This is a genomic window from Solibacillus isronensis (assembly GCF_023715405.1).
Classification (GTDB): Bacteria; Bacillota; Bacilli; order Bacillales_A; family Planococcaceae; genus Solibacillus; species Solibacillus isronensis_B.
The window spans coordinates 236,454-253,094 of the sequence record NZ_JAMBOC010000001.1 but is presented as its reverse complement, the minus strand read 5'-3'; the positions used below and the strand labels follow the sequence as shown (position 1 = coordinate 253,094).

Genomic DNA, 16,641 nt, shown 5'->3' with positions numbered 1-16,641 from the left:
GTAAGAAATGGCTAACAACAACAAACGTAATCAGAATCAGAATGACGGATCAATGACGGTTCAAGAAGCGGGTCGTAAAGGCGGAGAAGCTACATCTAATAACCATGGTAGAGAATTTTACGAAGAAATCGGCCGTAAAGGTGGAGAAGCGAGCAGCGGAAACAACCAAAACGGTAACAACAACAATAACAACGGCGGCGGCAAAATGAGCCGTGAAGAAGCTGGCCGCAAAGGCGGAGAAGCAAGCCGTAAAAACAATAACAGTAACAATAACAACAAAAATAACTCATAATTATTTAATTGACCTTGAAGATAGGTTAATGCAAGATGTAAATATTAATAATTTACATTAATAAGGGATGTTTGCCGTTTAGAAGAATGGCAAACATCCTTTTTTGCATGCTTTTACTCGCCTATCCAAAATTTCTCTCCAACAGCATACATAACCAAACAAATTACTTGAAAATATTATATAGGAATTATATATTATTTTATGCTTGCTTTAATTATAGCGAGCGTTTTATTGTGTTTTCTTATTTATTTTATATATATAGAAAAGGAAATGAGCGCATACATGCAACAATCTACAAACAAATTTTTATATGAATTAATTTATTCCACTATAAAAGCTACCGGCCTCAATACAATGTTGGAAGAGGATCATACCGGAGTAAATATGAGCTATAACTTTATAACGAATGTTGTTAGTTTTGATGCAAACCGTTTAGTAAAAGCAGCTGGAGAACTATCAACCATTCCATTTGATCAATATGTAAAAACCATTACACTTCATGAACTAGGTCATGCGATTGACCGCCCTGCACTAGATGCTTCTTTAACTAGAACCTTCGATTATTTTGATATGCGAGATCAATATTCTACTAAAGAAATTTTTAATAATCCCGAATTGTTAGGTATGATTATTGAAGAACATCAAATGAACATTGCTTTTGAAGAAACAGCATGGGCTAATGCAGAAATTCTGAATCAAAAATTACAATTCATCGATCAAAATTCATTTGAAACGATAAAAAAACATAGTCTTTCCACATATATTAGAAATTATGAAGAAGATTTAGCAGCTTACAAACAGTTACTGGAACAAACAGAACTTCAGCCTGCTTAATTTTAGTGCGCCCAAACAAATAAAGAATAAAAAGCATGTAATAAAACAACGATCTTGAAAGCGAACATTTCCTTTCAAGATCGTTTTTCTGTTTTAATTTAATTTTATATTTCAATAATTATCGGCAATATCATTGGCTTTTTCATTTTTAATGTAAAGATATATTGATCTACCGCGTGTTTAACCGCTTTTTTCATAGCAAAAGGATTGGCTTCATTAAAGTTTTCTACAGCTGCTTGAGCAATTTCGTTAATATCATTTATTAATCCTTCTGATTCCCTTGCATAGACGAATCCTCGTGAAATACTATCCGGACCTGAAATAATGGAACCATCGAATTTACTGATTGTGACAACAATAACTAGCATCCCATCTTCGGATAGCTGCTTTCGATCCCGCAGTACAATTTCACCGACTTCATCACTTCCAGTACCATCCACATACGTATCTCCTGCCGGAATTGAACGTGTTTGCCGTGCTTCCCCGCCTTTAATATCAACTATATCACCATTTTTCAAAATAAATGTATGCCCTTTTTCAACTCCAACCGCTTCGGCCAATGAACGATGAATATGAAGCATGCGATATTCTCCATGAATCGGAATAAAATATTTTGGTTTCATGAGTGTCAGCATCATTTTTAAATCTTCTTGATAGCCATGTCCAGAGACGTGCATACCGGTAATACTTGAATTTCCGTAAACTACATTTGCGCCAAGCTGAAACAGATTATCAACTATTTTTGAAACATCTTTTTCATTTCCCGGAATAGGAGAAGCTGCGAAAATAACCGTATCGCCTTGGACAACTTTGACATCTCGATTACGACCAGTTGAGAGGCGGGAAAGCGCAGCTAATGGTTCCCCTTGGCTTCCCGTACATAAGATTACTGCCCGTTCCGGCGGCAACTCTTTTAACTCTCTTGGTTCGATAAGCATCCAACCTGGAATATCCAAGTAGCCTAGTCGCATCGCTACAGACGTAACATTGACCATGCTGCGGCCTAATAATACAATTTTTCGATTCGTCTTTTTTGCTGCTTCGACAATTTGATGAATACGATTCACATTGGATGCAAATGTAGAAATGAAGATTTTTCCGGTCGCCTTTTGAAACGCCTCATCCAAATGACGTCCAATTACTTGCTCGGATGGTGTAAATCCCGGACGTTCAGCGTTTGTACTTTCGGAAATAAGCGCAAGCACCCCTTCTGAACCGAGTGCTGCCATTTTGTGAATATCCGACGTTTGATCATTAACAGGTGTAAAATCAAATTTAAAGTCACCTGTATGAATGACTTTCCCTTCAGGTGTATGAAAAACAATCCCTAAACAGTCTGGGATGCTGTGACTCGTCTTAAAGAATGTGAGTGATAATTGGTCGAAACTAATTTTCGATTCTGCATTTATCTCATTTAATTCTGAATCACGTAGCAATTTATGCTCTTTTAATTTCAATTCAATTAACCCGAGTGTAAATCTGGTAGCGTATATCGGCATATTAATTTTTCTCAGCAAATATGGGATTCCGCCAATATGATCTTCATGCCCATGGGTTACAACTAAAGCCTTGATTTTATGTTTATTTTCCTCCAAATAACTTAAATCCGGGATAATTAAATCGACACCTAATAAACTTTGATCCGCAAATTTACCGCCACAGTCAACAATAACTAATTCTTCTCCATATTCAATGACATACATATTTTTTCCGATTTCATTAATACCACCGAGTGCGAAGATGGATAGTGTATTTTCAGTATTTAGCAACTTCGAGTCCTCCTATAGGATGGATATTTTTATGTGTGCATAAAATTTCGCCTTATACATTAGTATTTCTAATTTAAAAAGAAACTATACGAACGCAGTTCACGATGTTTTGAAATAATTCATCGTATTTCGCCCATACTATTATTGAAAGGAATTGATTATGATGCTTAGTGAAAAACAGCTTACTAAATTAAAACGACTGCTCATCGAACAAAAAAGAGAATTAATTGGTGATGTCAATACAAATGAAAATGAAATTATTGCACGTGCCAGTTTAAGGGATTCTACTGATGAACTCTCTACTATTGACAATCATCCCGCAGATTTGGCGACCGAATTATATGACCGTGAAAAAGATATGGCGTTAAAAGTGCATAGTGATGACTTATTGGGCCAAATCGAAGCAGCATTTAAACGGTTGAATGACGGTACATATGGAGTTTGTGCAAAATGCCAAACAGAAATCCCATATGATCGGCTGCAAGCAATTCCGTATACGACTTTTTGTATTGAGCATAGTGATGCAAAAGCTCCTGCAACAGATCGTCCGGTTGAAGAACAACTGCTCCATCCGGCTGTAGACAACTCCTTTTCAAATCGGGAAAAGGATGATGAGCTTCAAGATAACGAAGACTCTTTCCAAATCGTAGCACAATATGGAAATTCCGATACACCCGCGGATTTTGAAGGGGATTTCGATCACTACAATGATTTATATAAAGACAAAGATGATGAAGATACGTATTCTGCATTAGAAATATTGCATGTCTCAAAAGAAGATTATCTTCAGGGGCAAATTTCCAAAGAGTATGCAGATGAAGCACGTAAATATGATTATTTAGAATGACCGCAATAAAATCAAAAAGCCGAGAATTTTTGTGTACTCGGCTTTTATCTTTATTTCGCGATTTTTAAAATGGGTTTAATCGTAATCCCTTTTTTAGAGTCTTCAAAAGCTTCGTTAATTTGTTCAAATTCATAAAACTTAACGAGTCGATCAAACGGGAATTTACCATCTTTATAATAGTTAACTAACTCCGGAATAAATACGCGAGGTACCGAATCGCCTTCGATGACACCCATCATTGTTTTCCCTTCCGCCATAATATCGTTATGGACATCAATTGCCATCTCAGGTGTTACGCCTACAATGGCACAAGTACCTAATGGGCGTAATGCATTTAGGGATTGTTTCACAACGGGCGGCACACCTGTCGTTTCAACAGCAAAGTTTGAACCTCCGTTTGTAATCTTTTTCACCTCGGCAACGACATCAACATTTCGTCCATTTAATACATGTGTTGCCCCGAGTTCTTTTGCAAACTCCAATCGGGAATCATGGACGTCCACGGCAATAATTTGTTTACAGCCTACAATTTTTGCTGCCATCAATGCAGACAAACCTACAGCTCCGCATCCGTATATGACAATTGTGGAACCAAATTGTGGTCGCAGGCGATTTAATACTGTACCGGCACCTGTTTGAATCCCACAGCCAAGAGGACCAAGCAACGCTAAGTCGACATCTTTATCTACTTTTACAACATTTCGCTCATGTGCAATTGCATATGTTCCGAATGAAGACTGGCCGAAGAATGTCGCTAACTCAGTACCATCTTTTGAAAGACGTGTTGTATAGTCATTTTGGACACCGCCAAAGTTTAGTGGATTAAACGTATCACATACTGTCGGATGGCCAGTCAAACAGTTTGGACATGAACCGCAATGTGCAAATGAAATAACGACATGGTCACCTTTTTCTAAACTTGTTACGGCTTCACCCACTTCTTCCACAATTCCTGATCCTTCATGACCAAGAACGGCTGGAAGTGGAGCAATTGCTAAATCACGTGCTACCGCATCCGTATGACAAACACCAGTTGCTACAATTTTAATCATTACTTCATTTGCTTTTGGAGATGCAAGTTCCACTTCCTGCAAGACGAAATCTTTTCCTTGTGCTTCAGTTACAGCTGCTGTAATTTTCATTCTTTGTGTCTCCTTATTTGTTAATTTATTCTCACCTACCTTACTATTCCCAATCATTTTGTAATTACACTTAATTATAAAAGGCAGCTCAGAAAACAAAAAACTGTGTAAAAGCAATTGCACTTTTACACAGCCTTATTCATTTCATAATACTTAAACAATTTTTACAGGTGGGTAGTCATTTGGTACAGTTCATCTGCAGTAGTTGCAACATCTCTCGTCTCTTGACCGATGTTGCTAATGACACTTGTTAGGTTTGTTATATCCAATGCGACTTCTTTAATTTGTGCTTCATTCTTTTCGATTGCCTTTAAAATTTGCTGGAATTTTGTTTGCGTACTTATTGATACGTCCAGACCTGAATCCACCCTTGACTGGACAGCATCAATCATTTGAACAGCAGTCGACGTTAACAACGTGGATGTCTGGATAAGGTTTGTTATGTTCTCTACTGAACTTTTCGATTGCTCTGCCAGTTTACGTACTTCCTGTGCGACAACTGCAAAACCTTTTCCATGGTCCCCTGCTCTTGCTGCTTCAATCGAGGCGTTTAATGCCAGTAAATTTGTCTGGTCGGCAATATTTTTTACTAGCAACACAATATTGATTATCTGTTCTGAAGAGACCTTTAAATTTCCGATTAGTTGTCCCATTTCAACCGCGCTGTCTTTAATTTCAATCATTTCCTGCTCCAGCCTTGCAACTTCATTTTTCCCTGTCAATGCATCTGTATGAATATGTTGGACAATTGCGACATTCGATTTGATTGTATTGTTTATATGTGATGTATGATTGTTTACTTGTTCAATCGATTGGTTCGTTTCTTCTGTTAAATCAGCCAGATTTTGAATAACGGCCGATAATTTATCCTTTAATTCAAGTTTGACAACATTATATTGCTCTCCTCGTAGATTTTGATTTTCCTTTTCGTATTCCTCCAATACAATCTGCATTTCCAGGTTAATAAGTTTTGACACATTTAATGTAATTTGTTCCCTAAGTGCAAGGTCCGTTATATCTTTACTAATGAGCACAATCATCGTTTCCTGCAATTTTTGAAATGTACCCATATACCACTTCGGGTCCAAACCGATTTTGAAATGCATGCGGGCGATTTTTCGTTTTGCTTCAATTGTCTCTTCATTAAAATCGCCATCAAACATAGAAATAATGTACAAATTCAATGTTTTCTTTAAGCGATCAATTTTTGTTCGTTCTTCAATTATTTTTTTTAGTGATGGCACAGCCAATACATTTTCATAAAATACATCCGTTATCTCTGATACGCCTGCAGTAATTGCAGGTTGATACGATTTTATACAACGTAAATTATTTTCGTCTATTCCGATTAATTTCATCTGCTGCTCTAACTCCGGCATGCTTGTAAATTGTATAATAGGCTTAAAGTAATTCATTTCTTCTAATTTACTATCTTCATTTACCGATTTCCGCTTCCACCATATCACCATTATCGTCACCCTTACATTATGTATAGTATTTGTACAACGTTATACTCTATTTCCTGTAAACATTATCGCTATTTAATGCACTTAATATACAAACATTGTACATCTTATATAAGTAAATGTATATATTATTAATTTTTTTTATAGTATATTTGTACTTAATGGTATACAGTAAAATTAAAACTAAGAAGTGAGGGAAAACTCATGTCCTGTAAAAACTGTGTCGTATCTGAATTACAGTTTGATATTTTATTAGAAGGCGAAAATAATATAGCTATGATGGATATGATTATCGATCACTTTAACCGTCGGAATTTAACGATTACTAAAAAGGAACAGCTCGTATCGATACAAGAATCCGGTGTAAAGGAATTTCTTGACTTTAGCAGGGATTATATGGAACCCGAACAGATTTATTTTAGAATAGATGAGATGGCTTGGAAGACTATTGCTGAAATTGAAACAGTTTTGGAAATGCAATGGATTGATGATGTCATACATAGAAATGCGATTGTCAGCTATTCACAACCTATCGTAAATAACAAGAAAGAAATTTATGCTTACGAAGTGTTGTCACGCTTTACCCGTGAAGATGGTTCGCTTATATACCCAAATGAAATTTTCACGGCAGCAAAAACTCGAGGGCGCTTGTATGCATTGGACCGTTTATGTCGTATGGCTGCCGTAAAATATGCTGCTGTGCTAAAGAAAAAAACATTTATCAATTTCATTCCTACATCGATTTATTCTCCGGAATATTGTCTGCAGTCAACGGTGAAGCTTGCTAAACTTCTGCAAATTGACCCGAGTCAATTTGTCTTTGAAGTCGTCGAATCGGAGCAGGTCGATGATATTGAGCATCTAAAATCGATCTTGAATTACTATAATGATAAGGGCTTTCAATATGCTTTGGATGATGTAGGAGAAGGGTATAACACACTGGAAATGCTCGACGGCATGAAGCCGCATTATATGAAGCTTGATATGAAGTATGTACAAGGTGTTGTAAACGATAGTCAAAAACAACATACCGCTAAACAGTTTTTAAAGAAAGCACTTGAAATTGGTGCAACACCACTTGCTGAAGGTATTGAAACCGAGGAAGACTTTGAGTGGCTAAAACAAATTGGCTATGAGCTTTTCCAAGGCTATTTATTTGGAAAACCAAGCGTCGAACCACAGCGTTCCATCCGATAAGAAAAAGCTATGTGCAAAATGGTTTCCCACTACTGCACATAGCTTTTTTCATATTAGATTTACTCTAAAGATCTTATTCGTAATTTACTTCTTTGGATCCAAATCCTCAATTGAATCGATATCCATATATGCTGGTACGACTAAACCATTTTGTGTGCCTTTTAAGTTTTCTCCTAAATCCACTATATCTTCCTTATGCTTTTTGTAAAATGCATCATGTGTGGTTGGAAGTGCTGCAGAAAGCGATGCATCTCCTTCACCGCTAGCAATAGCCTGGAACATAATGGCTGGATCAACAGGAATCACATTAACTTTATACCCTAAATCATTAATTACTTGTTTCATGACACTGCTTGATGCTAATTCAGAATCCCAAGTAGTAGTAATTAACTTTAATTCTTCCCCGTTTCCTTTTACAATACCTTCAGTCCATTCATTCACTTTATCTTCATTATTTTGAATCCACTCCGCTGCAGCCGAATCAAAATCACTATTTGAAGCTTCCAGCATTACTTGTTCTACATCTTCCGGTTCCCAATAAAATCGGTCAAGAACAGTATACAAATCAGGTAAATCTTCCTCTAACCCTTTTCTTACAAGTGTATTCGTATATTCTTCCCCACCTAAAGCTCCTTTTGGATCCTCCAATATCTTTAGATCGTAAGCTGAGAATTTCCAATGAGGCTTCCAACCTGTAACAATAATTGGTTCTTCATTACGAATTGCTTGATCTAAACTACCTATCATACCGGCTGTCGAACTTTCCTGTAATGTCCAGCCTTCCAGATTTTCATATTGTTCTAATGCGTCATATGTAAGACCTGTTAATCCAGCACCAGGTTCAATACCAACTATTGTATAGCCCACTTCTTCACCAATACTGGCTTCTTTTCCATTTGAATTATCACTGCTGCCTGTATCATCCCCGCATGCTGCTAATAACAATGCTGCAGACATCCCTATAGTTAAACCTAAAGTTTTAAATCGTTTCAAATGTTTCATCCCCTATAATCTGAATTTATCTACTCCTAAAAAAGCGACAACCCCATTTTAACTACAAGTTGTTACTTTTGTCAAACTAGAAGTACAAATAAATAAAGCCCCGTATAGGCTATTTACGGAGCATATTTCTATTTATTCTTTCGGTTTTAAATCTTCAATCGAATCAATTTCTACATATGCCGGAACAACAAAACCATTTTGCGTTCCTTCTAGATTTTCACCTAAATCAACAATATCGTCTTTATGCTTATCATAAAATGCTTTGTGAGTTGTTGGTAACCATGGTGCTACCGTTACATCTCCTTCACCAGTTGCGATTGACTGGAACATAATGGCCGGATCGACTGGTGTTACTTCAGGTTCATACCCTAATTGTTCCAGCACCAATTTTATTACGCTACTTGAAGCAAATTCCGAATCCCAAGGTGTTGAAATGATTTTTACCTTTTCGCCATTTCCTTGTGCTATATCTTTTGTCCATTCACTAACTTTATCTTGGTTATTTTCAACCCAATCGGCTGCTGCTACATCAAAGTCACCATTTTCTTGTGCATCATACATGACTTTTTCCATATCTTCCGGCTCCCAATAAAAGCGGTCAAGTACTGTATATACATCAGGCAAGTCTTGTTCTAAACCTTTTCTGGCAAGTGTTTGAATGTTTTCAGCACCGCCTAAAATACCTTTAGGATCTTCAAGTATTTTTAAATCATAAGCCGAGAATTTCCAGTGTGGTGTCCAGCCTGTCACAATAACCGGTTCTTCATTTCGTATTGCCTTATCCAATGTACTCAGCATTCCAGCAGTTGAACTTTCCTGTAATGTCCAGCCTTCCAGATTCTCATATTGCTCCATTACTTCATGGGAAAGGCCAGTTAAACCTGCTCCGGGTTCAGTAGCAACTACTGTATAATCGACTTGTTCGCCAATACTAGAAGACGACGCTCCGGCCGAACTTTCTTTATTCTCCGTATCATCTCCGCAAGCAGCAAGTAGCAGTGCGGAAGACATTCCTAAAGTAATACCCATTGTTTTGATTTTGCTCATCTTCTCATCCTCTTTTAAATTTTTTATCTAAAAAGTAACAACTCAATATTAACAACAGGTTGTTACTATGTCAAAAGGTTTTCTAAAAAAAATAGTTACTTACCGGTATTAATTCTTACTCGTGACAGTCATTTAAAACAAACAAAAAAACCTGCAGACAGAAGAAAGGAATTCTTCGCCTACAGGCATTTTTAAAATTATTTTGTTTTTAAACCATACTTGCCAAAGCCGTCTGTACCGTCTCCAATATACTTAATAGCGCTGTTTTCATCCAATACATCAACTGCTTTTTTAGAAGATTCAAATACAACGTTTACGCTATCCGGAATCGGAGCGAACTTCCAGTTGCCATCTGCTGTCGGATCAATTGTTTTTTCGGCTAAAATATAGTCGATAATTGCCTGACGGTTTTCATCCGGATAAATTTCAACCGCTGTCGCATTACGAACACCTGGGAATGTACCATTCGCACGATAGTTATTTGTCGCTACGATAAATTCCTGTGCTGCATCAATTGGCTTCCCGTTATATTGCAGATTGACAATACGTGATGATTGTTCGTTTACAACTTTTCCACTTGCATCATATTTTGCCGGTTTTGTTACATCAATTTCATACGTCACACCGTCAATAACATCATAATTGTATGAACGGTATTCGGCGTTGATTAATTGCTGTTCTTCTGATTTTGTTGCATCTATTTGATTGAATTGTCCTGTAGACATTTCAAGCCATTCTTTCACATCTGCACCTGTTACCTTCAGCATCGCAAGTGTATTATCATATAAATATAAATCTGCTACATTTTTAATTGCAAGCTCACCTTTTGGTACAAATGTATAGTATTCTGGATCACTTCTTGTTCCGGCTTTGAATGGTGCACCAGCTGACAGGACAGGAAGGTTTTCATACGCTGTACCTTTCAACTTTTCTTTCACATAGATTGACTGGGCATTTGTTACAATTTGAATAGAAGGATCATCCTGAACTTGCGAGAAGTAACTGTGAATGTTCGCTGTCGTTGTCCCTACTGCCTGACGCACATATTTAATTGTTCCTTCATGTGCTTCTTTTACACTTTCTACAACCGTAGCGCTGACAGCATCATTATCTTTTGCGATTTCACGCACCGCGCCCGTTCCTGTTGTAACATCCCATGCATCGTCTTTTTTCTCAATCTCTAGATCAATGACCCCTAAATGGCTACCAAATTTACCGGCCATAACAATCGGCTTGCCGTTCATTGTTCCTTTTTCAATATCCACATTTGTTATAGAGCTATCCACTTTACCAGGGAATACGCCATGGGCATGCCCTGTAATGATTGCATCCACATCTTCAATTGTAGATAGTAAATACGATACATCCTCTTCCCCTTTTTCATGTGTAGCATCTCCCATACCAGAGTGTGAAAGTACTACGACAACATCTGCTCCTGCTTCTTTCATTTGCGGAACGACTGTTTTAACAGCCTCTACGGAATCATCGACTGTTACTTTTCCTTCTAAATTTGCTTTATCCCATTTTAAAATTTGAGGTGGCACAATACCTGTTACCCCAATATTAATCAACGTTTTTTCACCGTTTGAATCGACTACTTCTTTTTCAATCATGACATATGGCTTATACATTAATTCCTTTGTCGTTGCATTACGCACATTGGCATTTACATACGGGAATGGGGCATCATCCGTTACTTCATCGATAAATTCCAAACCGTAGTTAAACTCGTGGTTACCATATGTCGCTACATCATAATCAAGTGCGATCATCGCAGCAATCGATGGATGAACTTCCCCGTCTTTTAATTTCGTTACTGACTGAATATACGAGCCAAGTGGCGTTCCTTGTATTGCATCTCCATTGTCAAACAGCACTGTATTTGGATTTTCCTCACGCGCCTTTTCGATTAGTAGCGCAGTTTTTGCCAAACCTAAACTGTTCGTTGGCGTATCTTTGTAATAATCATAGTTTACAATATTTGTGTGAATATCCGTCGTTCCTAAAATACGTAAAGAAACCGTCGTATTTGCCTTTACCGGACTGTATTCTTCCAAAAAGCGCTGAAGAATTTTTTGCATTTGAGCTTTTGTTACAAAATCATTCGGGCGAATCGTTCCGTCATCAAAGCCTGTCAGTAATCCTGTTGCTACCGCTTTCGCCATTTCCTGGCGATTGCCTTGTCCAATTTTGTTTGCGTCTTTAAACTGATCCAATACCTTTTCAGAATATGTTTCCTTATCCTGCAATCCTCTTGCCGCAATAAGGAATGCATGTGTGCGTGTCAGTTTTTCGTCTGGTGCAAATTTAGTTGGAGTTTTTCCTTTAATTAACTTTAATTCCACCGCTTTTTCAATATAAGGCTTAAGTGAATCAGGTACATCCTGAAATTTTACAGACTGACCCGTACCGACCTCTACCCCCAATGCATCGATTACGGCCTTCACAAACTCCCCACGCGTCATATCTTCATTTGTAGAGACTGGTGCCGCTGAAACTGCTGACATGCCACTTGCTAAAAGGGTTAGCGTTAAGGCTGAAGCAGATAGTTTTTTCAACATTTCTTTCACTCCCATATTCTGTAGTGTATAACAGAACTATCATACTAAATTGCCAGAATAGTAGAAAAGAGTAATTTGGTACAGGTTATTACAATCAAAATAGTACTTATATGACAGAATTTAACTTATAGTGAATTTACAGCCTCTTTTATATTATCGCTATGACTGATTGCCGAAATAACGGCGACTCCATTTACTCCGGTTTGTCTTACAATGAAACTATTTTCAACAGAGATTCCGCCAATTGCTACAATAGGGAATTGAGTGTACTGAGAATTCGCTTCTTCCAGTAACGTCAGCCCTACTGGTGCTCTCGCATCATCTTTTGTGGAAGTTTCATAAATTGGACCAATTCCCGCATAATCCGCCCCATTTGCAATGGCCATTTCGAGTTGCTCCATCGTATGAACCGATACACCGATGATTTTATTTTTTGCAAGGAATCTAAATTGTTCAATACCGGTGTCTTCCTGCCCTACATGAATACCATCTGCATTTAATGTTAGTGCAAGCTCGACATCATCATTAATAATAAACGGCACTTTATATGTTTGGCACAGCTTTTGGCATTGACGGGCAAACTCTGCATACGCATCGCCTTTTAATGCATTTTTTCCTTTTTCTCGCAGTTGGAACATCGTAATACCTGCCTGTAAAGCTTCTTCCAAAACAAGCAATGGTTCGCGTTTACAATTGGCCGTTCCCATCACAAAATATTTATTCAAATCAAAAGACATGGACATCGCACATCCCCCGCTGTTCATGATAGGCGAAATGATTTGTCGGACCAAACCCATGACCAATATTAAGCGGATGACGGATTGCAAGCTGCACATATTTTTTTGCTTCTATTATGGCTGCCTCTATCGATCTGCCTTTTGCCATTTCCGCGGTAATCGCTGCAGAAAATGTACATCCTGTACCGTGAGTATGTTTCGTATCCACCCGCTCGGTTTTCATTTTAAATGGTTGCACCCCGCGAATGAAAACCGTATCTGTCGCATGCTTACTGTTTAAGTGACCACCCTTAATGACTACACATTCCAGCCCCAGACTTAATAAATCATGCGCCGCTAAATTGATATCTTTTTCATTTTGTATTGTATAACCAGTCAGGATTTCCGCTTCCGGAATGTTCGGGGTACAAACGGTTGCGAGCGGCAATAACTTTTCTTTAAGAGCTGTTGTTGCCTGCTGCTCTAGCAAACTGGCACCGCCTTTTGCAATCATGACCGGATCAACGATAAGCGGAATATCCGTATTTTTTAGTAAAGTCACAATGGCTTCGATAATTTCAGCACTAAACAGCATCCCTGTCTTAATTGCCTTTACGTCGAAATCTTGAAGTACTGCCTTTAGCTGAGCTTGAACGAAATCAGCCGTTGTCGGAAAAATTCCATGCACTCCTTCAGTATTTTGTGCGGTTAATGCGGTGATTACTGATGTACCGAATACACGGAGTTCCTGAAACGTTTTTAAATCGGCTTGAATCCCGGCACCGCCACCGCTATCCGATCCTGCTATCGTACATGTAATCATTTTCGTCCCTCCGCTAAATTCTCTAGTTGATTCAAGAAATTTGTGTGGAAATTTCCTATAGCTGCAACAGAATTGGCACTTACCTGTTTATATTCATTCAGTAGCGTTAGTAAGTCATCAAACGGTTCTTTACTGTTTGCAAGCACCGCTGCACAAAAGGCACTAAGCAAGCAGCCACTCCCCGTCATTTTTGTCACCTTTTCATGACCACCCTCTACAAATTCCACTCTTATCCCATCAGTAATAACATCTTGTTCTCCTGTTACGATCACAATACATTGATAGTTATTAGCCAACTTTTTGGCAGTCACTGCAACATCGATATCTCCTTTGCCACTATCCACACCTTTAGACGCCCAATTTACTCCCGCCAGAGCCGCCATTTCTCCAATATTGCAACGGATTACATTAATCTTTAAAAGGTCGAGCAATTGTTGTGCTGTCTCCGCTCGAAACTTCGTTGCCCCTACACCTACTGGATCAAAAACAAGCGGAGTATTATGCATGTTTGCGCTAAGTCCTGCTTTCTTCATCGACTCTATTGTCCGTTCATTCAAAGTGCCCATATTTAAAAGCAAAGCATTGGCCTGGGCAGCCATTTCCCCCACTTCTTCTATTGCATCCGCCATTACTGGTGAAGCACCCACCGCCAGCAAACCATTCGCTGTAAAGTTTGCGACGACATAATTTGTAATGCAATGTACTAACGGTTGATTTTTATGAATTACTTGCAGACTCATTTATATACACCCCTTGTTCCCAGCTTTGCTTTGTCCAAGGCATCTCCCAGAACATCCATTCGTAATAACAGCTTTTCTTAAAATGCTCCTGCAATACTTTTAGCTTTGCAGGTTGTTCTTCCGCATATCGATCCAGCATCGATTTTTGTACTTCAATATTTTGAAGCATCTCCTCGGAAGCATATAATGCAATCCACTGTTCATAAAGAGGGACATTCGGGCATGCATCTTTTAACCTTTGCCCAATCTCCTGATACAGCCATGGGCATGGCAGGATTGCCGCAAATGCTTCTGCTACATCTCCGTTATGCACTGCATTATACATATGGCTTACATAGTTATAGGCTGCTGGAGCCGGTTCGAATTGTTCCAAATCATCCGCTGTCACACCTAATTCTTTAAACGTTGTACGGTGTAACTCCAGCTCTGCGTCATGAATAAATTTTGCTGTTTGCAGAAAATATTGAACATCGTCATCCGTAGTCGCTTTTGCAGCTGCAAGAGCAAGAACTTTCGTATAATGTTTTAAATAATATGCATCCTGCAGCATATAAAACTTAAACTTTTCAAGCGGTAAACTCCCATCTGCAATCCCTTGTACAAAAGGATGATAGAAGCTAGCCTCCCAATAAAAATCCGTTTCTTTCCTTACCTTTTCACAAAATCCCATTGTTACTCCTCCTTTTTGTTGGCGGAAGCACAAAAAAGACGCCTCAATATAGAGAGACGTCCCCAAAAAGTGTACGTACCACTTTTCATTGCTCCCTACGTCCGTATTAACGGCCAGGTTCCAAGGGTCAGGTTTTAACCTTCTCAACACTGCTGTGTCCCCCCGCAAATCAAATGCTTGTGTATTTGCAAAAGAAAGACTCCACGTAAAAGATACGCGGAGCCAAAGTAAGTACATATGTATAGCGTGTACTTTGCTCCCTACGTCCGTATTAACGGCCAGGTTCTAAGGGTCAGGTTTTAACCTTCTCAACACTGATGTGTCCCCCCGCAAATGCATTTAATTACCCCGAGTGTAACAAATTAATTCGAACCGGGCAAGTGAATTCACAAAATTACGAAATTAATAGTTCAATAACAAATTCACAAAATAGCGCATCGTTAGTAGAAATTTTGTTACTAATGATGCGCTGACATCTATTGTAAATGGGTTACTGCAGATCTTTTACCAGTCAGTTCCTGATAAGCCTGAGCATATTCCTCGGCCAGTTTATCGACATATTGTTTTGTGGAAGTAATCTCTTTAATCGCGCCAATTCCTTGCCCGCTGCCCCAAATATCTTTCCAGGCTTTTGCGGTATTATCATTAAAGTTCATTGCTGAAGGATTACTTTCTTTTAAATTACTCGGGTCCATCCCCGCGTTCATGATAGAACCTTTCAAATAATTCCCGTGGATTCCTGTAAATAAATTGCTGTATACAATATCTTCTGCAGTACTATCAACAATCATCTGTTTATATTCTTGACGAGCAAACGCTTCTTCGGTCGCGATGAATGGTGAACCGATATAGCCAAAATCAGCCCCCATCGCCTGTGCAGCCAATACCGAATGTCCTCGTGCGATTGATCCTGATAAAGCTAATGGACCGTCAAACCATTCACGGATTTCCTGTACGAGCGCAAATGGGCTTTGCTGACCTGCATGGCCACCTGCACCTGTTGCTACAGCAATGATGCCGTCTGCACCTTTTTGAATCGCTTTTTTTGCAAAATGATTGTTAATGACATCATGGAAAACGATGCCTCCATAACTATGAGCTGCCTCAAATACTTCTTCACGTGCCCCAAGTGAAGTAATAATAATCGGAACTTTATATTTCACACAGAGCTCCATATCCTGTTCCAGACGTTCATTTGTTTTATGAACAATCTGATTAATGGCAAATGGCGCAGCCGGCTGATCCGGATTTTTGGCATTATAGCTGGCCAACTCCTCTGTAATTTCAGCTAACCATTCATCCAACTGGCTTGCCGGTCTTGCATTTAACGCAGGCATTGACCCGACTATTCCTGCCTTACATTGTTCAATGACCAATTTCGGATTGCTAATAATAAACAATGGTGCCCCGATTACTGGGATACGTAAGTTTTGTAAAATTTCCGGAATATTCCCCATCTATAATCCCCCTTTTATTCAGCTACTACTAATACTTCATCAGCTTCAATAAAATCTCCTTCTTAATTTAGATGACAA

15 protein-coding genes and 2 riboswitches are annotated in these 16,641 nt (G+C 38.6%); of the genes, 4 read left to right on the top strand and 11 right to left on the bottom strand.

Features of this window, described 5'->3' with window-relative positions; genetic code table 11:
- Nucleotides 1–7: 7 nt before the first annotated feature.
- Nucleotides 8–292, top strand: coding sequence for a KGG domain-containing protein (locus tag M3166_RS01200; protein WP_251686615.1), 285 nt, complete (start codon nucleotides 8–10; stop codon nucleotides 290–292).
- A 282-nt stretch (nucleotides 293–574) separates the two neighbouring features.
- Nucleotides 575–1,126, top strand: a complete 552-nt coding sequence (locus M3166_RS01195; RefSeq protein WP_251686614.1) for an integrase — start codon at nucleotides 575–577, stop codon at nucleotides 1,124–1,126.
- Nucleotides 1,127–1,230: 104 nt separating this feature from the next.
- On the opposite strand, the gene M3166_RS01190 is transcribed toward M3166_RS01195, so the two are convergent.
- Nucleotides 1,231–2,895, bottom strand: a complete 1,665-nt coding sequence (locus M3166_RS01190) for a ribonuclease J (RefSeq protein ID WP_251686613.1) — start codon at nucleotides 2,893–2,895, stop codon at nucleotides 1,231–1,233.
- Nucleotides 2,896–3,058: 163 nt separating this feature from the next.
- On the opposite strand from M3166_RS01190, the gene M3166_RS01185 reads away from it, so the two are divergent.
- On the top strand, nucleotides 3,059–3,742 hold the full coding sequence (locus tag M3166_RS01185; RefSeq protein WP_251686612.1) for a TraR/DksA C4-type zinc finger protein: 684 nt from the start codon (nucleotides 3,059–3,061) through the stop codon (nucleotides 3,740–3,742).
- 50 nt (nucleotides 3,743–3,792) lie between these two features.
- Here M3166_RS01185 and M3166_RS01180 read toward each other — a convergent pair whose 3' ends face one another.
- Together M3166_RS01180 and M3166_RS01175 are read right to left on the bottom strand one after the other, a co-directional pair.
- Nucleotides 3,793–4,884, bottom strand: coding sequence for an NAD(P)-dependent alcohol dehydrogenase (locus M3166_RS01180; RefSeq protein WP_251686611.1), 1,092 nt, complete (start codon nucleotides 4,882–4,884; stop codon nucleotides 3,793–3,795).
- A 164-nt stretch (nucleotides 4,885–5,048) separates the two neighbouring features.
- Nucleotides 5,049–6,353 (bottom strand): globin-coupled sensor protein, encoded by a 1,305-nt coding sequence (locus tag M3166_RS01175; protein WP_251686610.1) that lies wholly within the window; start codon nucleotides 6,351–6,353, stop codon nucleotides 5,049–5,051.
- Nucleotides 6,354–6,554: 201 nt separating this feature from the next.
- On the opposite strand from M3166_RS01175, the gene M3166_RS01170 reads away from it, so the two are divergent.
- Complete coding sequence (locus M3166_RS01170; protein ID WP_251686609.1) at nucleotides 6,555–7,547, top strand: EAL domain-containing protein; 993 nt, start codon at nucleotides 6,555–6,557, stop codon at nucleotides 7,545–7,547.
- Between the two features lie 84 nt (nucleotides 7,548–7,631).
- On the opposite strand, the gene M3166_RS01165 is transcribed toward M3166_RS01170, so the two are convergent.
- The 8 genes from M3166_RS01165 to M3166_RS01130 form a co-directional block, all read right to left on the bottom strand.
- Entirely contained in the window at nucleotides 7,632–8,540 is a 909-nt protein-coding gene (locus M3166_RS01165) for a glycine betaine ABC transporter substrate-binding protein (protein ID WP_251686608.1), read from the bottom strand.
- Nucleotides 8,541–8,681: 141 nt separating this feature from the next.
- Complete coding sequence (locus M3166_RS01160) at nucleotides 8,682–9,596, bottom strand: glycine betaine ABC transporter substrate-binding protein (protein ID WP_008405123.1); 915 nt, start codon at nucleotides 9,594–9,596, stop codon at nucleotides 8,682–8,684.
- Between the two features lie 197 nt (nucleotides 9,597–9,793).
- Nucleotides 9,794–12,157, bottom strand: a complete 2,364-nt coding sequence (locus M3166_RS01155) for a bifunctional 2',3'-cyclic-nucleotide 2'-phosphodiesterase/3'-nucleotidase (protein ID WP_251686607.1) — start codon at nucleotides 12,155–12,157, stop codon at nucleotides 9,794–9,796.
- 125 nt (nucleotides 12,158–12,282) lie between these two features.
- Nucleotides 12,283–12,900 (bottom strand): thiamine phosphate synthase, encoded by a 618-nt coding sequence (gene thiE / locus M3166_RS01150; RefSeq protein ID WP_251686606.1) that lies wholly within the window; start codon nucleotides 12,898–12,900, stop codon nucleotides 12,283–12,285.
- Complete coding sequence (gene thiD / locus M3166_RS01145) at nucleotides 12,884–13,696, bottom strand: bifunctional hydroxymethylpyrimidine kinase/phosphomethylpyrimidine kinase (RefSeq protein WP_251686605.1); 813 nt, start codon at nucleotides 13,694–13,696, stop codon at nucleotides 12,884–12,886. The genes thiE and thiD overlap by 17 nt, the downstream gene beginning before the upstream one ends.
- Entirely contained in the window at nucleotides 13,693–14,436 is a 744-nt protein-coding gene (gene thiM / locus M3166_RS01140; RefSeq protein ID WP_251686604.1) for a hydroxyethylthiazole kinase, read from the bottom strand. Before thiM ends, thiD begins: the two co-directional genes overlap by 4 nt.
- Nucleotides 14,414–15,106, bottom strand: coding sequence for a thiaminase II (gene tenA, locus M3166_RS01135; protein ID WP_251686603.1), 693 nt, complete (start codon nucleotides 15,104–15,106; stop codon nucleotides 14,414–14,416). Before tenA ends, thiM begins: the two co-directional genes overlap by 23 nt.
- A 75-nt stretch (nucleotides 15,107–15,181) precedes the next feature.
- A riboswitch (TPP riboswitch) is annotated at nucleotides 15,182–15,280 on the bottom strand.
- Nucleotides 15,281–15,346: 66 nt separating this feature from the next.
- A riboswitch (TPP riboswitch) is annotated at nucleotides 15,347–15,445 on the bottom strand.
- 137 nt (nucleotides 15,446–15,582) lie between these two features.
- On the bottom strand, nucleotides 15,583–16,563 hold the full coding sequence (locus tag M3166_RS01130) for an NAD(P)H-dependent flavin oxidoreductase (protein WP_251686602.1): 981 nt from the start codon (nucleotides 16,561–16,563) through the stop codon (nucleotides 15,583–15,585).
- Nucleotides 16,564–16,641: the final 78 nt, after the last annotated feature.